8 protein-coding genes and 1 pseudogene are annotated in these 19,812 nt (G+C 40.7%); 1 reads left to right on the top strand and 8 read right to left on the bottom strand.

The window, feature by feature from the left end; translation table 11 throughout:
- Window positions 1-364: 364 nt before the first annotated feature.
- The 5 genes and pseudogenes from ACYQ3L_RS24930 to ACYQ3L_RS24910 form a co-directional block, all read right to left on the bottom strand.
- A pseudogene (locus ACYQ3L_RS24930) lies at window positions 365-1,015 on the bottom strand (3-keto-disaccharide hydrolase); the annotation flags it as partial.
- Between the two features lie 276 nt (window positions 1,016-1,291).
- Window positions 1,292-2,395, bottom strand: a complete 1,104-nt coding sequence (locus tag ACYQ3L_RS24925) for a glycoside hydrolase family 88/105 protein (protein ID WP_379996548.1) — start codon at window positions 2,393-2,395, stop codon at window positions 1,292-1,294.
- Between the two features lie 93 nt (window positions 2,396-2,488).
- A complete protein-coding gene (locus ACYQ3L_RS24920) occupies window positions 2,489-4,507 on the bottom strand; it encodes a RagB/SusD family nutrient uptake outer membrane protein (RefSeq protein WP_379996550.1) in 2,019 nt (672 codons plus the stop codon).
- A gap of 18 nt (window positions 4,508-4,525) precedes the next feature.
- Window positions 4,526-7,759 carry a SusC/RagA family TonB-linked outer membrane protein gene (locus tag ACYQ3L_RS24915; protein WP_379996552.1) on the bottom strand — a complete coding sequence of 1,078 codons (3,234 nt, stop codon included), beginning with the start codon at window positions 7,757-7,759 and terminating at the stop codon, window positions 4,526-4,528.
- A 532-nt stretch (window positions 7,760-8,291) separates the two neighbouring features.
- Window positions 8,292-9,248, bottom strand: a complete 957-nt coding sequence (locus tag ACYQ3L_RS24910) for a glycoside hydrolase family 43 protein (RefSeq protein WP_379996554.1) — start codon at window positions 9,246-9,248, stop codon at window positions 8,292-8,294.
- Window positions 9,249-9,508: 260 nt separating this feature from the next.
- On the opposite strand from ACYQ3L_RS24910, the gene ACYQ3L_RS24905 reads away from it, so the two are divergent.
- The gene (locus ACYQ3L_RS24905) at window positions 9,509-13,531 is read left to right on the top strand and encodes a two-component regulator propeller domain-containing protein (RefSeq protein WP_379996556.1); all 4,023 of its coding nucleotides are present in this window, start codon (window positions 9,509-9,511) and stop codon (window positions 13,529-13,531) included.
- 33 nt (window positions 13,532-13,564) lie between these two features.
- On the opposite strand, the gene ACYQ3L_RS24900 is transcribed toward ACYQ3L_RS24905, so the two are convergent.
- The 3 genes from ACYQ3L_RS24900 to ACYQ3L_RS24890 all read right to left on the bottom strand — a co-directional run bounded on the left by ACYQ3L_RS24900 (window position 13,565) and on the right by ACYQ3L_RS24890 (window position 19,598).
- Window positions 13,565-15,580, bottom strand: a complete 2,016-nt coding sequence (locus ACYQ3L_RS24900) for an AAA family ATPase (RefSeq protein ID WP_379996558.1) — start codon at window positions 15,578-15,580, stop codon at window positions 13,565-13,567.
- A gap of 241 nt (window positions 15,581-15,821) precedes the next feature.
- The gene (locus ACYQ3L_RS24895; RefSeq protein ID WP_379996560.1) at window positions 15,822-17,996 is read right to left on the bottom strand and encodes a hypothetical protein; all 2,175 of its coding nucleotides are present in this window, start codon (window positions 17,994-17,996) and stop codon (window positions 15,822-15,824) included.
- 126 nt (window positions 17,997-18,122) lie between these two features.
- Entirely contained in the window at window positions 18,123-19,598 is a 1,476-nt protein-coding gene (locus ACYQ3L_RS24890) for a glycoside hydrolase family 76 protein (protein WP_379996592.1), read from the bottom strand.
- Between the last annotated feature and the right edge of the window lie 214 nt (window positions 19,599-19,812).

Below are 19,812 nucleotides of genomic sequence, written 5' to 3'. Positions count from 1 at the left end.
TGTAAAACTTTGCGCCTTTGCGTCTTTGCGTGAAACAAAATAGAGTATCTTGTAACCCCTAACTGTTAAAAGGTAACAAAGGTAACAGATATATCAGTTAACAGTAAACAGTCAGCAGTTAACAACTCGTATCTTGTATCTCGTATCTTGTCTACTTGTAACTTGTAACTGCCCGCAGGGCGCAGAAATAACATTCGCCGAAGCGAAGGCGAGGCAAACTTGTAACTGCTTTAATCAATCTTTCAAAGAACTATCAGCTAACAGCTAAAGGCTATTGGCTTATTATATAGATAAAATTATATGAAAAATCTACACTTGTCCTTAACTGCTGATTCACATTGAATACGTCTCGCTTTTTAACTTCTTATTCCAGTTCTTTAATTTTTATATTCTTAAAGAATACCTCATCGCCATGATCCTGCAATAAGATATTGCCTTCGGTAAGATTTCCGAAATTCGGCCAGTTTTTATATTTGCTATAAGCAACAAGGGCGTTAAACATCTGGTTATTACGCTCATATTCTACAACCTTCACTCCGTTCAGCCAATGTTCTACTTTATTGCCTTTTACAATTACTGTTGCCGTATTAAAATCATTTATATCAAACTTAAATGAACCGCCTCTTTGCGATGGTATAAGGTCATACAAAGAACCCAGTGTCCTGTTACCTTTTACACCTAACTTGGCATCCGGATGGTTTTCATCATCCAATATCTGGAATTCACAGCCAATAGCAGACCCCTCACCTTTATTCAGGTCAGAGTCAACAAAATACTTTACACCGCTGTTTGCTCCTTTTGTGATCTTGAAGTCTACTTTCAGTATAAAATTCTTATACTTTCTCACGGTAACGATATCTCCTCCATTAGCAGCCTCAGCACCGCCACTCTTATGAACCCGGAGTACACCATCTTTTATGCTCCATCCTTTTTGAGGAAAAGCATCGAGTTTAGCACCTCTCCAGCCATCGGTGGTTTTTCCGTCCCATAGCAATTTCCATCCTTCCCGTATTTCTGTTTCGGTCAGTACATTGGGTTTTTCATTCTGAGCCAGCAGGCTAATAGTAAATAAAGAGACTGATATCAGCAATAATAATTTTTTCATGTATTTAATATTTTAAGTAATAGATAGAATTTAATAATATATATCAGAATTATAATGAATTCCTGTTGTTTTGCTTACCGGGTAATGACAGCCCCCTGATTATATTTTATATTCGCTTATAATTTCCACGATCGATCATAAATCCTTCGCTGTTCGGATACGAAAGAGATCAACAATCAAGATCAGTTACTTTTCTAAAAGAGCGACAGCACACCAAAGATAGGGGGCCTGACCATGATAATCTCCGGTACGGCGCGGACGGTCATAATAATACTGTTTGTCGTTCTTTTTATTTGTCCCTACACAAACCTCGCTTACACCGCCTTTCTCATCTATATAGTGAGTTAAAACCATCCAAGCTTTGCGGGCAGCGGGAGCATACTCATTGGCGTCCAGCCAGCCATTCTTAACACCGATAATGAATGCATAAGTAAACATGGCCGACCCTGATGTTTCCGCCCATGAGTCCGGTTCGTCTATCAATTGATTCCACATACCGCTTGGCCTTTGATAATTTTTCAAACTTTTCATCATTGTTCGGTAGCCTTCCATAATACGTGGACGGTCTGCATTGTCTTCGGGCAAATAACGAAGCAATTCCGCCATACCCGCAGCCATCCATCCATTGCCACGTCCCCAGAAAAACGGAACATCCGGTGCATGGTAGAAAAGTCCGTTCGGACGCTGCAATTCATCCAGATACATCACCATTTCTTTTGCTGCCCTGTCGATATATTTCTTGTCTCCGGTTACTTTATACGCCTGAGTCTGCACGATGGTAATCATATACATATCGTCGATCCACAGGCGTGTCTGCCATGTGTATCCTTTTTCTGCCCATGCCTTTTCCTCAGGTTTCGCGTTCGCGGGAACCTGCCACTGGGTATCAGCATATGGCATACCCAAATCCTTATACTTCTTTTCTTTCGTTATCTGATATAGTTCCAAAGGCAGGCTTCCGAACATATTTAAATCAACATGATTCTTAATGGGTAACAGTTCTTTTTCAGATTCCATTAAGAGATTAAACTTATTTTGCAGAAGCTTCAGAAGCTTTTCGTCTTTAGTTATCGCTGCGAATTTAAGAGACCCATTCCAATAAAACGTTTCCGGATAACTAATCCATTTCCCCGCATGAAGTGCATGCTTTGAATCTACAAAACGGTATGCCAAACGCTTTCCGACTTCTTCGGGTGTATATCCTTTGGGAAAATCTTTCAGCATATCAGTCTGTGCAAACACGAACTGAGTAGAGAAAACAAGTAATAACACAAATATTTTTTTACACATAAAATTCTTTTTTTTTATTAAATTAACGAATACCATTGACCGGCTGGACTGTAATTTTGCCGGTCAATAGTATTCAAACATAAAGACTAAAATTTACTCTGTTTTATATTCATCAGCTACAGCATCTTCCCAGTTATCCCATACCGGAGTATCAGGATTATAGCCATCATAGCCGTAATTTTGCCCCAGGTCACCTTTGTTGTTCGCCCTGATCTCCTTATTAGGAATCGGCCAGTAAATATTCTTTTTATCCATCATATAGTTGATGGAACCTTTGGTTGCATTAACGCTTATAGGGCCTTTATTATACATACCTTTCTTTGTAACACGCTGATACCAGTAGCTTCCGCCAGTAGCATCCGTACCGCTCTGTTTGTCGAAGGTATTCAAATTATAAGTATTTCCCCATTCGTCAGGTTTACCGCTACGGGCAAGGCATAGCGACACACGGGTCAACTCTACATTACGCCATTCTTCCCAGTACAATTCGCGGGCACGCTCATCCATAATGTCCCCGATAGTGACGGTAGAGTAAAGTTCGGTACATTTTGCTCTCTTTCTCACTTCATTCACATCATCCTTTGCTGTGGCATCGCCCAGATAAAACTTAGCCTCCGCCCTTATCAGATACGCCTCCGCCAAACGGTAAAGATACCAGTCGGCTATACCTCCATTTGTAGCGCCCCTGTTTCCGTCAGAGCCACTTATATTAGCTTCATTCACAGGGTCATCCAAATAGAATTTGTAATGAGGTACATCGAACCAGCGGCGGATAGTATCGCTACACAGCAGTTTTCTTACAGGTTTTCCCTCAATGACAGTATCATGAAAAAGTTTAACCGGTTTTCCAAACTCTGAGGACGCTTTATTATTTACGCGGTAATCTTCCATCCGTATCCAGTTGCCGGTGGCCGAACTGTGACGCAAGTCGGTGGCGTCCATTTTGCCGTTTACCTCCCATACTGTATGAGTCTGGAAGTAAGAAGGACGGAATGTAGCGATGCCTCGTCCGAATGCACGCATATAATCATACTTGGAATTATAATCAGCGCTATTGCGTCTTATGTTCATCAATGCCTGTTTGCTATCTTTTGTCTCTAGCTTTCCGTCAAAAACAAAAGGATATAGGATACGCATTGTTAACATTTTAACAAAAGATTCAGCTTCTGCCCCACGATTTGGCATCCCCATAATAACCTCTTTGTTCGCGGAAATAAGTTTATTTTCGGCACGGTGCATATCCCAGATTACATTACGGGTAATAGGCCAGGTGGCAGGTTCCCCGCCGTCGTTGAATGTTCCGAAATTTTCAGTCATTAGCGAATAGCCCGATTGGTTGATCAGAATATCTGTCTGGTCTTTGGCTTTGGCATACTCGCCCAATGCCAGATAACATTTTGCCAGCAACATGCGGCAGGCTCCTTTATTTATCATACCTATCACGGACATATCTTTCTGGTCAGGCACCCATTGCACGGCAAATTCCAAGTCCTTGACAAGCATTTGCAAAATGGCATCGCGTTTGGTCCTGCGGTAGTTTTGCTTAGGCACTTCTACCACTTTGGCTGTAAGCGGCACATCTCCATATTGAAAAACCAAAGCATAATAACGGAATGCACGATGGAAGTATGCCCTGCCTTTGAAAGCGTTTTTGGAGGCTTCATTCATTCCTTCAACTCCATCCACATATTGGATAATGGTATTGGCGTACATAACCCCTTTATAAGTTTCCTCATAGAAATACCACATGCTGTTTGTCCTGTCCAGGTTGTTCTGGGTCGATTGATCGCTTGTCGGTGTAAGCATACTTGCTATATTGTCAAGCATTCCACTCTTGTCGGTGGCAGAGCCAACCATCAGGTCGGAGAATATATATTCCGTTCCCAGGGTAAGCATTTCGTTATGGTCGGTCGAGTAATATCCTCTGAGATGGCGGTCACATATGGCCATTGCCGCCATCAGGCCCGATTCGGTAGTGAACGTGGCTCCGGGTTCATAAATGGATAACGGTTCGGGGCTCAGAAAATCCTCCGAACATCCGCTAAATAAGACTGCGCCTCCCATCAGCAAGCTGAGGCATATATAGTTCATTTTTTTTATTATCTTTTTCATATCTGTTACTATTAGAGGTTAAAAGGTTAAATTTAATCCCAGCGTATAAATACGTGTAGCCAATCCTCCATATTTTCCATTACCTGGATCGAAAGCCGGATCTACTTCAGGGTCACCATATTCCCAGTCTTTTGCCCATGTGGCAACGTTGCGAACAGAAGCATAAACTTTAACATTCTGCATATCGAATTTTGAAACCCATTTTTTAGGTAATGAATATCCTACGGAAATATTCTCAAGACGAATAAACGAACGATCGTATAATTTACCCGGACTGGCAGGCCCTCCTATCTTACTAGGTCCCTGGGCATTGATCCGTCCATACTGATTCGAAGGGTTGTCTATACCCCAGTATTCTTTTGCAGGCACATTCTGCAAAGCATAAGTCATACGTCCTCCATCGTCATCAAAATTAAGATAGTAACCTGCCAGACTCTTATGTCCCATATAAGAATAGATATTGAACGAGACAGTAAGGTCTCTCCACAATGTAAACTCGTTACGCACAGACCAATGGATAGGAGGCGATGTTTGTCCCAGGAATTGTCTGTCCTTGTCATTATACACTGGCTTAACAGAGCCATCAGCATTTACTATATCATCAGCGGTGTAGCTGTTTTCCACTTTAGGGTCACCCGGAACCTGTCCGTGTCTTGCAGCTTCTTCTACTTCATCTTTCTGCCATATTCCGGTAACACGATAGTTCCATATCTGGCTGACAGGTTTTCCGATAAACCAACCGTTTGTCAGGTCATCCATTTCTTTGCGGCCTGTTACATTGCCATTGGCGTCCAGCACGTCTTCATACTGGTAGTACAAGTGCTTTATCTCGTTTTTGTTGTATGAAAACCCGAATTTGGTAGTCCATTTAAAATCCTTGGTATCGATATTCAGCGTATTTAATGAAATTTCAACTCCACGGTTATCCACCTGCCCCAAGTTGGTAGTAATATTATTAAATGCCGTAAAGGTCAGCAGACTTTGTCTCATAATCATATCATGGGTTTTCATGTTATAATATTCGAGAGTACCCGATATGCGGTCGTTGAGGAATCCAAAATCAAGTCCAAAGTTCCAAGACGCGGTTTTTTCCCATTGCAGCTTAGGATTTGCCATCCGTTCCGCCATTAAGTAACGGTACAGGTTCAACTCCCCCTTCGAATCGATATAGCCATACATTTTACCGGCTCCTGCATAAAGGTTGGAGAGAGCCTGATAAGGGTCTGACAAACCTCTGTTTCCATTCTTTCCGTAAGATACGCGCAATTTACCGTTATTCATTATATGGCCCCATTTGAAGAATTCTTCGTTTGTAAACGTCCATGCAGTTCCTGCGGAAGGGAAAGTCGCATATTTATTGGATGCCCCGAATCCGGAATATCCATCCCGGCGAATAGTCCCGGTAACCATATAGCGGTCGTCGTATGAATAAAATAAACGGGCTAACAATGCGTCTGCCGTTTGGTATGTATCATAAGAATCGAACGTACTGTTTTCTTTAGTGCCATTTTTGGTATTGTGGAAACCTAATGCATCTGATGGCTGGATATTGCGGGCTTCAATGCGATCCTTCCATGATTGCAGTATCTCGGCTTCCTGCACAAGCGTTAGCATTGTGTGATGCTTTCTATTGAAAGTGTAATCCCATGCAATGGTATTGTTATGCGACCAATCGAAACGCTTTGCCTGTTCACGGTTTACTCCACGTGATGCGGGATCGGAACCCGGCAATTCGGCCGACATAAAATAACGGTCGTAGAAAAACTGGTAGCGTGGCGAAGCATTGAAAGTGTAAGTAACATTGTATGGCAGTGTTATTTTGGCATTGAGTATAGTATTCAATGTTGTGTAACCCTTTTCCAGTTCCAGGTATTGCTTCTGGAAATCGTAGTTATACCCCCTTTGAGCATAACTTCCATCCAAAGGATATTGTACAGGGTTGCCGTTCTCATCCGCATAATCGGCATAAGGGCTGTTGCGCAGCTGATAATCCAGGTCTATACCGACTTCACCGTCCGAACGGTTCTGAAAGTTTACGTTAGCGCCTATCTGAAGCCATTTGGTGACGTTAGCATCCAGTTTCATATTGGCGCGTATAGCTTCATATTCATCACTTTTTGCCGCCCCTTGATTTTTCAGGTAACCCAATGAAAAATAATAGTTTAAATTTTCTCCGGCACCGCTTATGCTGGCATTGTAGTCTTGGTTGAATCCTGTGCGGTAGGTCTTATCTGCCCAATCGACAGTCCTTCCCGCAAGAAGATTATCGAGAGCATTCCCTTTAAATTCCAAACGCTTGGCCCAGACACTCAGATCAGAATCACCAGTTCCGTTAACTGTATAACCACGCCATGTATCCTGAGATACGCCATAGCGGCCAAGACCGTCCACCCTTGCAAAATATCCGGTCGGAAATTGTAGGCTACCGTCTGTTTTTCTTGCCTGATATGCTTCATAAACACCGGTTTCCGGATTCACACCATAAGTTCTCTGTTCGAACCAATCCTGACGGTGTTGCAAATAGTCTTCCGGGCTGAACCTTGCGCGATAGTCGCTCTGTTGTGTAAGTCCGATGCTGGTGGTAAGGTTTATAACGGGTTTACCCTGTTTTCCCTTTTTGGTAGTGATAAGAATAACACCAGCAGCCGCTTTGGCTCCATAAACAGCTGCAGCCGAAGCATCTTTAAGAATGTCGATCTGGGCTATATCATCAGGATTGATTTCGGAAAGTTCCCCGTAAAATTGCATTCCGTCGAGAATGAGCAAAGGGTTATTGTGAGCGCCGTCGCTATAGACAGAACGCTGTCCGCGTATTTCCATGTTGCCACCACCTTTAGCAGTTGCGCTGTAACCTACCTGCAAACCGGGCGTACCACGCAAGATGTCCTGAACGGTCTTCGGATTTTCATTTGCCAGGGCATCGGGACGCACCTGGATAACAGAACCTGTCAGGTCCTTTTTTCTCATGGTACCATATCCTACCACAACGACTTCTTCCAGATTAAGAGCTCCCTCACTTATTACTATTTCATAGTGAGAATTTTCTGTTATTGTTACTTCCTGGGTAGTATAACCGATATAAGATACAACAAGTGTACCTTTCGACGGGACACTCAGTTTAAACTTGCCATCAAGATCCGTCATAGTTCCCAAAGTAGTGCCTTTTACCGCGACTGTGGCTCCGATCACAGGCTCCCGTTGGGTATCCAACACCGTTCCTGTAATATTTTTATTACTTGTCTGTGCATTCATATGAATGCATAAAAACATGCTGTATAAAATCAGCATACAAAATCTAATTTTTGAAATCATACAATACAGATTTATGGTTTAATTATATACAATTGATATATTTCATAGATATAAATATTGGGGGTTGTTAGGAATAATAGGTTTATCATTTTTTATTAATCCTCAAATTATCAGTAAGACTAACCGGATAAATCCTCGAATCTACTGTCTCTTCATTATCTTTCCATAGGCATAAATATTGGTAGTTAATTATTGATTATTGATTTTTCATTTTTTAATTTAGGTTGATTGCTATCAAACGCAGAAAACCTTCCTCCGGGTATTATATAGGGCATATGCTATATATCTTAATTCGTTAGGATTATAAGGTTTTTTGCTGGTATTTTAATAATGGAGGTTCAAAGTAAAAGAATCATGAATCAAATAAACGGGATAGCTTGTGCATTAAAGGAGAAATTCCGGTCAAACCGACCCTGTTGATTAAAAAGTATCATTTTCTGTTTATTTACATTTCTTAATATAGACCAATTTATCACTTAACGCTCATGACCACCGGTTTCAGGATATCATCGGCTATCTGCATAACCGGTACCGTTCCATTTGTAAACCGGACACTGGCAATATACATATGTCTCGGATGAATTTTCTCCTGATTGTTGTGTGCATGAAACACGATCTTCAGCTGTCCATTTTTGTCTTTAAACATGGCACTATGCCCCACGCCAACAAGTCTATCAGGCTTTTGCAAAATAGGGTTTTTATCGTATTTTGTCCAAGGTCCCATAGGTGAGTTCGCCGTAGCATAACCCACACCATAAAAAGGACTTTCGTAACTGTTTCCCGAATAGGTCATATAATACACGCCATTATATTTGGTAACAAAAGCACCTTCATTGACCCGGGGATGGACTTCTTCCCATGCCTGGGATACATTGATACATTTTGCTAAAGTAGAGTGCCTGATAGTTTTAAGATCATCCTCCAACTCTGCCACCCATATATTCAATCCATCGTTAAAGCGGTCGAAATACAAGTAAGGCTTCCCGTCATCGTCAATAAACAATGAATTATCTATACATTTTTCATCTGCGATCATTGGCTGTTTTTCATCCTGGACAAACGGGCCGAGAGGTGAGTCTGAGACAGCCACACATATGTGCTCGTCTGCCGAATAGTACATGAAAAATTTATTTTTCTCTTTTATATAATATACTTCAGGTGCCCAAAACCAGCGTTCGCCCCAGGAATCTTTCTGATGCAGAGCCAAAGCATCCGCTTTCTCCCAATGTGTCAGGTCCCCGGAAGTATATACTTCTATTCCATCTTTAGCATTTGTGCCATATGCGTAATAAACATTCCCGTGAAGCATTATAAACGGGTCTCCCAAGGCAATGGGACCGGTCTTCTCTAACTTGACTTTTCCGTTATTCTGGCAGGATGCTAATACAAAACTGAATAATACAGTTAGCAGGATATTGAGTATTTTCATTTGATAATAGATTTTTTAGACGCTCTTTAATATTTGTAACAATGAATTCGGGTAGAAGCAAAACTCGTTTACAAAAATAGCAGAGGAAGAATATGCTCCAGGATACTTTTTGAAATAAAAAGCGTAAAAATTAGTCAACATGATATGTTTGACCGAAAATTATCATATATTGATTACTTTTTATCATAAATATGCTTTCGACCCGATTTAACCGATTCATATATAAAGTAATTTTACTTATCAAAAACGCTTGCCGACAGATGAACCTAATTAAATATACCATCTTATTATTATCTGCTTTTACTAATTTGTTTTCGTTCTCCCAAAAAGAATCGGATTTTCATTTCAAAAAAATACAGGTTGACGAAGGACTGTCCGAAAATGCAGTTTATTGTATACTACAGGATTCGAAAGGGTTTATGTGGTTCGGAACAAAGGACGGATTAAACAGGTACGATGGAAGTAACTTCCGTGTTTTCCGCCGTAGCGCGGAGAAACCAAATTCGATAGGGAACAACTTTATACGGAGCCTGATAGAAGGGAAAGACCGGAAGCTTTATATCGGCACTGATGCCGGATTATATATAATGGATCCTGTGGAAGAAGTATTCAGAAAGGTAGAGAATACAACAAATAATAAAAAAGATTATCTGGCTTCTGCCGTCAATGCTCTTTATCAGGATCAAACCGGAAACATCTGGATAGCATCTATGAGTCAGGGCATATTTAAATATAATCCGAAACAAAATAAACTATCAAAAATAGAACTATCAAAAAATAGCCTGGACAACAACGCGAGTTGGACAATATACGGCGACCTCTCAGGAAATATTTGGGTAGGAACCCGCTTAGGCTTACTCAGGTACAATAAAGAAACAAACAAACTCGATCCCGTAGAATCCATGTTTGGGTTCTCCGAGGACTTCTCACACGAAACCCTATCCATAATGGAGGATAATAAAGGCAATTTGTGGCTGGGAACCTGGTCTAACGGTCTTTGCTTATACGACAAACAATCGAACAGTCATATATCGTACCTTAACAGGAACGATATATTTCAGTATGTAACACATATCAGGTCTATTTTTCAATACGATGATAAATCTTTATACATTGGTTCGGATGACGGATTATATCTATTCGATCTGGATACGAAGAAAGCCCAAAGAATAGATATGCCGCAACTACAGCATAGCCTCAGCGACCAGAATGTCTATTCCATCTATAGAGATAAAGAGAACGGAATATGGATAGGAACTTATTTTGGCGGAGTAAATTATCTGAATCCGTCCCAATTAAACATTGAAACCTATTATCCGGATCGCCGTGCCGGAACCTTATCAGGGAAAGCGATCAGCCAGTTCTGTGAAGATCAGCTTGGAAATCTATGGATCGCAACAGAAGACGGAGGAATAAATTACTTCAATTCCACAACAAAAAACATCAGTCAGCCAATAACAACATCTTACCACAACACACATGCCTTGCTCCTGGATGGAGATAATTTATGGATCGGGACATTTTCCAGGGGAATAGATGTATATAATACTAAAACGAAATCTCTGACTAACTATAACAGTAAAAGCGGAAACAACAACACACTGAACGACAATTGCGTTTTCTCGTTGTATAAAACCAGTAATGGTGACATCTATGCCGGTACTCCGGTAGGGTTAAATAAATATAATAAGGCTACCAATAGTTTTACACCCATAGAATCGATTGTCGGTTTTATTTATGATATAAAAGAAGACTATTCGGGTAATTTATGGTTGGCAACATATGGAACCGGTGTTATAAAACTGGATGCTAAATCCGACAAATGGGTGTATTATGACCGCATATTAAGCGGAGACAATCCCATCATAAACAGTAAATTAACCAGTATATACATAGACAGCCAGAGGCGAATTCTTTTCTCAAGTGAAGGAAAAGGTATTTTTATCTATGATTCAAAAAAAGACAATTTCGTAAATATTTCAGAATCGGATGGTTTGCCCAACAATGTAGTTTACGGTATACTCGATGACCCTTTCGGCAATTTATGGATCAGTTGTAATAAAGGTCTGGCATGCTTTAACTTATCTGCTCCTCAGAATTCGATTCTATATAATAAAGAAGATGGATTACAAAGCAATCAGTTTAATTATAAATCGAGTTATAAGTCAAAGAACGGAAAATTTTATTTCGGAGGCATAAACGGTTTTAACTCGTTTTATCCGCAAGACCTCAACGCAAATAAAAATATAGTAGTCCCACCGGTAGAAATCACAGGTATAAGTCTATTCGGAAATTCCGACCCGGAAACTGAAAACGAAATACAGATAAAACTTAATAAGGGACAGAAAATAAAATTGCCATACAATAAGTCGTCGTTTACTATATCGTATGTCAGCCTAAGCTATGTTACCCAGACAAAGAATCAATATGCCTACAAACTGGAAGGTGCCGATTCTGACTGGAACTATACCGGGAACAACAAGAGCGTGACGTACGTCAACCTGCCTTATGGAAAATATTGCTTCTGGATAAAAGCTACAAACAACGATGGTTTATGGAACGATGCCGGAGCTAAAATAGAGATAGAAATATTACCCCCGTTTTGGCTCTCATTACCGGCCAAGACTTTATACTTCCTTATATTAATATCATTGGTCTATGTTATCATGTCCCATTACTGGGCAAAAGACAGAAAAAAACGAATACAACAGCTGGAGGCATACAAAACAGAACAGGAAACTTTGGCCTTTAAATCGAAAATAGATTTCTTCACTACTATAGCGCATGAGGTGAGGACTCCGTTGAGTCTTATTACAGCCCCTCTGGAGGAAGTCATTAATATAAATGAAAATAATAGCGAGACAAAGCAAAACCTTCTGATCATTGAGAAAAACTGCAACCGGTTAACCGTACTTATCAATCAACTGCTCGATTTCAGAAAAATGGATTCAACTGTCTACGTCATAAATCCGGAAGACATTAATCTAAAAGAATTTGTTTACGAATTGTATGAGCGTTTCAAAAAGACAGCCCAGCGAAAACAAATAGACTTTGTATTAAATTTACCTCAGGATAAGGAAATAAGGATAAACTCCGATGTTGATGCGCTGACAAAGATAATTGGCAACTTATTGACAAATGCTTTGAAATACACAAAAAACCAAATCATATTATCTTTAGCCTGTAACAATGATAAGTCGTATACCATAACAGTCGAGGATAATGGAAGAGGAATATCCGACAGTCATAAATCGCTGATATTCGATCCGTTTTTCCAGGTTCAGACAGAAGACCGTAATATAGGCACCGGCCTGGGACTATCATTAGTAAAGAACCTGACTGATATTCTGGGGGGAACAATTCATGTAGCGGACGGGGCAAGTGGTGGAACACTATTCATTTTCCAGTTCTCAGATATAGAGCCATCATTTAATGAAACAACATCAGTTTTACCAGGCCAACCGATATCTCTCCAGACAGAAAGTACACTTCAACCGGAGACCGGCTATCAATACTCCATCCTGATTGTTGAAGACAACGCTGAAATGGCCTCATTTATAAAAAAGACCTTACTGAACGATTATACAGTCGATTCTGCACCCGATGCCTCAAAAGCGTTATTACTACTCGAAGAAAAGAATTACGATATCATCATATCGGATATAATGATGCCCGGTATAGATGGGATTTCTTTTACCAAAAAGCTAAAGTCAGATATTAGCTATAGTCATATTCCTCTGATATTACTGTCTGCCAAAACAGAAAATGCAGTTAAAATAGAAGGACTGCTATCCGGAGCTGATGTATTCATTGAGAAGCCATTCTCTACATCTTTTCTCAAAGCCCAAATTCTAAGCTTGCTTGAAAACCGCAAATCAATGCTGGAGGCGTTCAACCGTTCTCCATTAACATCCTATTCGATCCTCGTTTCCAATAAAAATGACGAGGTATTTCTCAATAAACTAAATGAAGAAATAGAAAAACATATATCGGAGGAAAACTTTTCAGTGGAATCATTGACCGGAATACTCAATATCAGCCGTTCCAATTTGCAACGTAAACTGAAAACTATAAGCGGTGTAACTCCGGGCGACTACCTGCGTAATTATCGTTTGAGAAAAGCCTGTAAATTACTGATAGAAACCGACATGAGAATAAATGAGGTTGCCTACAGTATCGGGTTCAACTCTCCATCTTATTTTACCAAAGTCTTTCAAAAAAGCTACAACATGTTGCCTAAGGATTTCGTGAACAAGCATTTAAATGAAAATAAAGATCAGTAAATATAAGTTTCATTACTAAACACACTGCATATATTATTCATCCTTATTTTTGGCCCCTCTCAGTTGTTGTGCAATCTGGGAATGTTTATCGGACAATTCAATATTCCCGATAGCCGCATAAGCCTCGGCTAAATATTCATGGCAGGCAGCATGACGGGGTTTCTGGTGGGAGGCTTGGATCAGATCGGTTAATGCCAGTTCCGCTTCATCTGTTTTTAGCCTGTTCTTACCTCTGTTATATAATGCTTTGAATGATAAAGGGCTTAATTCTACAGCCCTGTTAAAACACTTCATAGATTCATAATAATCCTCCTGATCGTAATAAGTAATTCCTTTTCTAATCCAGGCATCCAGATAGGCAGGGTCTAAATCCAGAGCTTTATTAAAGTTTGCCAGAGCAGCACGATAGTCCTTGTATGATACAATGCACTCATTGCCCATCTGATAATATTCCTTCGCTAAATTCTTTAATACTTCGGTCTGTTCATGCAGCCTGTTCTTTAATGCTATATTTTTTTCTTTAAGTGTATTTATTATATTCAGCTTTTTTCGGATATATCTTTGTTGCAACGGTTTTTCAATATCATAGCGGGCATGGATCGCCTTGAAGAAATGGTTTAAGAAATCATCAAAATTTCCTTCATCGAATTGCTCTATCGCCTCCCTGTATAGATAATTGGCATCCGATTCTTTAAGGGCCTTGTTTATTAATTGCTGATTATTGAACTGCTTGCTGAATTCAACAATTTCGGACCGGACAAATACGTCTGCTTTACTTATACTCTTTTTAAGGATCAGCCCGTCCAGCGAGGTACACCGGCTTAAAGCCACATAAGCCTGCCCTCCGGCAAAAACGCCCCCGCTAAAGTCTACAATTACATTATTGAAGGTAAGTCCCTGGCTTTTATGGATTGTTATCGCCCATGCTGCTTTCAAGGGCAGTTGTGTATATGTACCGATGATTTCTTCCTCAATCTTTTTCTCCTTCTCATTATATCTGTACCTGTAATTCCGCCATGTCTCCAACTCCACTTTCACCTCTATGCCGTCGTCTTTGAGAACATATACATGCCCTTCCTCATCTATTCCCGATACTATACCGATAGTACCGTTAACCCAGCGGCGGGGCCATTGCATATCATTACGGATAAACATAACCTGTGCCCGCTCCTTTAATACCAATTCCTGAGCCGTGGGAAGCGACGATTCCGGAAAGTCCCCCTCTTTGATGCCATAGCTGACAAATTCGAAGGTATCGAGCTCAGCCATCTTCTTTTCATTGATATAATCGACATTATCCCGCTTGGTGGCCAGAGTTATATACATATCTTCCTCTCTTGGACTGAAGCTCTGATTCACCCGATCATTGAGAAGGATAAGGTCATTGCTGCTCGATTTTCCGCTTCTTATGTTATTCAGTATTGAGATAAACTTTTCATCCGTCTGGCGATATATCTTTGTAAACTCTATGGGAATAAGGTGTATTTCGCGGAAAACATTCGCGGTAAAGAAAAAAGCATTCTGGTAGAACTTGCCGATTATCTCCCTTGTATCGGAAGTGACCACCGGTTCAAGCTGGAATACGTCACCTACAAATACAAGCTGCTTGCCGCCGAAGGGAATGCGCATATTATTTGAATAGACCCGGAGAATCCTGTCTATACAGTCTATCGTATCAGCCCTGACCATAGATATTTCATCAATGACTATAAGCTCCACTTCCTGTATAATCTTCCGATGTTCTTTCCGGTACTTAAAAAACTCAAAGATACGGCCACCAACAAGGCTCAGATCTCCATCATCGGGAGCCATCGGCCTAAATGGCAATTTAAAAAACGAATGTAAGGTCGATCCTTCCGCGTTTATCGCAGCAATACCGGTGGGAGCCAATACAACATATTTTTTCTTCGTTGTTTGGCAGAGATGTCTCAGAAAAGTGGATTTTCCTGTGCCTGCTCTTCCTGTGAGAAAAACGGATTGATTACTTCGTTCAATCAGGTCAAGAGCGTTTTTGAATTCTCTATTGGATATATCTATTGAGGTAGTCATAATGATAAAGCAAAAATAGGACTTTTTGTGTAAATCCTATTTTTTCTATTCCAATATTTCTATAAAATCCAGGCATATGGTTCTAACAATATTAATCTGACAGGCTATACCTTCCTGTCCATTGGACTTTGTGGATAACTCCGGGCGGCAAACCCTAATAATAAAAGGCAGGGGATCGGAAATCCCCTGCAATCCGGGAACAAAACAGCTTGCTTTATTTAATTCCCTTTTTGTATTTAAGTCACCATTTAATATTTACAGATACGCCTTCGGGATCATTCTCAAATTCCAGCAAATAAGTTCTGGACTGCTGATCCCAAGCGCCGGCAACGAATTCTTCTTTACCATCGACCTGCACGCTCACCGGATTCCGGGGCAGTAAAATCCGCGATACATTTGTCGTATTAACTGGACTTTTTGCTACAAACGAATAAGAATTCTTATCAGCCTTTTCTTCATAAACCCTGCACGCAGCAGCAAGTACCTGCGGTTTTTGTTTATCCGGAACCCTGTCTATATTCAAGTAGAATGCCTGCTCTCCGGACTGTATCATTTTCGATTTATATACAGGCAGTTTAGGATCGAACAGGTCGATAAGAGTGCCTTTTATCACATATGGTTCGTTACCGGTACTTTCGTCCAGAACAGCAACCAGGTCATAAACACCTCTTTGAAGATAAAAATTATTTTTGAAAAGCAATTTGCCCGCTTTCGCCTTCTGTTCATACATTCTTCTCACAACATCAATCAGTTGCTTATCGTTACCATTTTCCAGTACGAAATTTTTCGGATCTGTCCTGATAATATATACAGAGCCTTTCCCATAGCTGTATTCCCCTTCTTTAGGCGATGCCGCTATGTTCATCTGTTCAAATAAATGGCCGGAAGGAGCTGCATAATTATTGCCCCCTGTATTCCACCATTCCAGTACAGTCTGGAACGGATCGCTGTCGAGTCCGCTATATACCAATACGCCACCCGCTTTCACCCATTGAGCGATATGTGTATGGGCTTCCGGCGACAAAGGTTTCATATTCGAATAAGTCATAAGCAATACCTTTGTATCGGCCAGGGCTTCTTTATAGTCTAAATTTTCAATATGTACCGTTTTTACAGGTACTCCCCGCTTCAGAAAAGGTAAAGCCTGCCCGTAGAAGTTCGACAGCTGCGGGTCTTCATACCCCACATGTGTAGGAAATCGTTGAAACATCAGTGAATTAGCCATCAATACACTTATCCCGGCTGATCCTGTTACCTTGTTGTCCGACAAAGGCATATGATTCAAAGAGTTTACCATCACCTGCATCTGGGTAGAATAATGTCTTGGTATCCTTTCCCGCTGGTCACTATCCGGACTTGTCCTGTAAAGACCTTCATAAATACGCTCGGGCCAAGGCATTATCTCATAATCAGCTATATTGGGATATAGCAATTGTGCCGTAAATGTTGCCTGGTAATTCTTTTTATAGTCTGCCCAGTCTCTTGGCCAGTCTTCGATAGGGTCGGTCAGGAAAAACATTTTACGTCCCGTGGGGGCTGTCATGGATTCCATTGACCCGTATTCGAGAAAAGCCGTTTCAAACACCCTTTCTTTTGCCTTACCATTATAATAGTTTGGTTCGCGTGACGTCCCCGTCCATACCTGCGCTATATAGCCGTCGACACACGACAGGGAGGCCAAACTGGCTTCGGGACTGACGATCATCCATTGCGAATAATTGACAAGCGAATGTGTAGGTACATAGCACTTTACATCCATCCCTTTGCTTTTACCGTATTCCTTAGCATATGTAAATACTTCTTTTAAGGCATTATAATATAATTGGTATTTCAGTTTACTGGACAAATAGGTATTTTCGGGAGACTCATGCTGTGGCTTCCAGTCAAAGCCATAGAATTTTTTCCATTCCCGCTTAAAGGCTTCACTATAACCCGCGCGAGCCCAGAACTCCGGTTCTTCCATAAAGATGGCGTCAATACCGGCATCAATGACCCGTTTCACATGTTTTTCTTTTATGTATTTCAAATAATTTTCGGTGGGAACAATATAAGGTACCATATGTCCGTGCCATATCGTATCCCCGTTTTGTTGTACCTGTCCTTCGTCCAGATGCATTTTCCCATCCCACCGGCCGGTAAAGTATTCCTGATATTCACCCCATGCTATCCCTGTCATGAAGTGGACTGTATAACCCCTGTCACGCCATAACCGCACACGTTCTTCGAAAGGTATTCTCTTTGATTTATCGGATGGGTTTCCTCCTACTCCATATACCATAACGGCATCAGCCCTGTTATCTATTGTAGGCCTCCACTCCCGTGAAGTCTGGAATGTAGTCTTAACATTGTCTTTGATCTGGGCTTTCGGCAGAAGGGTAAGCCCAAAAAGGAATAAGATCAATACACTTTTTTTCATAGCTATATCCAAATTTATTCTTAATTGTTATTCCGAATCAATACAAACCTCAAAAAAGAGGGGAAAGGAAATATTCTTTACTTTTAAAAGTAAGTAATCAATAAAATTACTACAATATTTTCTGAATTAGTTATTTTTTTCCAATTCGTATCGTGCCAGGGTAGCGTATTCGGCAGCAAAAGCAAAGGTAAACATACCTTCCACCCTGTTATTGCCATTTTCACGAGTCCACCCTGCTAATAAATCAGGAGGAAGAAATCCTTTATAGAAGAAGTTTTCGTATCCGTAATCCAGGTTCTTCTGGAAACTATCGATATATGCAGACGCATTATTGTATGAAGGATATACATCGACATATGCACGCATCAGCACTCCATTGAACCAGTTGTTGAAGCCTATTATATCATATGTATAATACCCGGGCTTATTTACTCCCAGTTTAGCAAAATACCTGAAGCTGGCATCCGATAATTTTTTAGCATCTTCCACATATGTATTTTCTCCTGTTGCACGATACAAGTCGGCTGCACCGGAAAGCATGGAGCCGCAATTGTATGAATAGGCAGTTCCCACACGATCGCGCAGGTTGGTATGCTTGCGGTATGTCACGCCATTTACGGTTTCATATGCTACATTACAACCAGGGTCACAACCGCCCATCATATCGTAATACACTCCATCCCCGCGTAACAGGTTGGTCTTTTGCCATGCATAAACAGCGCCCGCAAATTTCAGGTAATAGTCACTTTTCTTTAAGGTAGCGGTTTTACGGCTGCCATCGGTTGCTATATATCTATAAGAAATCTCATCGTTCTTACCTTTATACAGTTCGTGCAACCATACCAGCGGACTTACTGCAGGCCCATTGCTACATGAATGCTTTGTTACATAGCCCGGCCCCCATGGAATACCTCCGTACTCTTTTCCATTGGTATCGAGAACACAGTCCCATCCATCCAGCACATAATCCGCCAGATATTCCGCTTCTGTCAGGTAAGTATTGCTACCCGTCAGCCTATAAGCTTCGATCAGTTCCCTCATTAACCACTGCTGATCGTCATATACATTATGGATACCTTCCACCTGTGCCGTTCCCTTAGCATTCCCCCTGTCTACTCCATATACGGACCAGTCTTTCGTTTGAGTATATGAGGTCAGACGGAACGTGCCCCTGTAATATGCTATATTATCATATAGTTTAGCCAACAAGGCTGTATAACGGTTAAAATGCTTGTCGTACAGTTCTGCCCGGCCGTTCTCCTTATGGGCTTTCAGTCCATGCAAAATTGCATTCACGGCCTCGATAGAGCTTGTATACATCCATACACTGCCTTTTTCATCAGCTCCATCCTTATTTACATTCGAATTTGTATAAGGATTATAATATCTCGACATTGCCATGCCTTCCCCTTTAAAGTGATAAGACACTGCACTGTCTACCAGCTGCATCGACCGGAGTATATTTTGCTCCGCAAGGTTGTCTGACCGGATAATTCCGGAATTATTGCCGCCTCCGTCATTATCGGCTTCAGTATTATCACTACATGCAGCTGTCATTGCTAAACAGGAACTTATGATAGAGCCCTGCAAGACAATGAACATAAAAACTCTCAAAATTTTCTCTAGTTTCATGTTATTCACTTAATATAAAGGAGTTGATTAAAAAGTAAAGTATCAGATAAAATGTATTTTAATTTTTCAGTTTATAATCAGCCAAAGTCAGCTACATAGTATTCTATATCAAATATATAGTTAAAGGGTTAAATTTTGGGTTAAAAGAGGGTTATTAACCGTAAAAAAATCATTAACCTGCCTA

This window comes from Dysgonomonas termitidis (assembly GCF_054657735.1).
The sequence above is the reverse complement of the archived record's forward strand: the minus strand, read 5'-3'. Positions and strand labels throughout refer to the sequence as shown.

Bases quoted from the DNA above. Each gene is read 5' to 3' on its own strand.
- ACYQ3L_RS24890 (WP_379996592.1), bottom strand. From the start codon at position 19,598: ATGTTCATTGTCTTGCAGGGCTCTATCATAAGTTCCTGTTTAGCAATG.
- ACYQ3L_RS24895 (WP_379996560.1), bottom strand. From the start codon at position 17,996: ATGAAAAAAAGTGTATTGATCTTATTCCTTTTTGGGCTTACCCTTCTG.
- ACYQ3L_RS24905 (WP_379996556.1), top strand. From the start codon at position 9,509: ATGAACCTAATTAAATATACCATCTTATTATTATCTGCTTTTACTAAT.
- ACYQ3L_RS24915 (WP_379996552.1), bottom strand. From the start codon at position 7,759: ATGAATGCACAGACAAGTAATAAAAATATTACAGGAACGGTGTTGGAT.
- ACYQ3L_RS24900 (WP_379996558.1), bottom strand. From the start codon at position 15,580: ATGACTACCTCAATAGATATATCCAATAGAGAATTCAAAAACGCTCTT.
- ACYQ3L_RS24920 (WP_379996550.1), bottom strand. From the start codon at position 4,507: ATGAAAAAGATAATAAAAAAAATGAACTATATATGCCTCAGCTTGCTG.
- ACYQ3L_RS24925 (WP_379996548.1), bottom strand. From the start codon at position 2,395: ATGTGTAAAAAAATATTTGTGTTATTACTTGTTTTCTCTACTCAGTTC.
- ACYQ3L_RS24910 (WP_379996554.1), bottom strand. From the start codon at position 9,248: ATGAAAATACTCAATATCCTGCTAACTGTATTATTCAGTTTTGTATTA.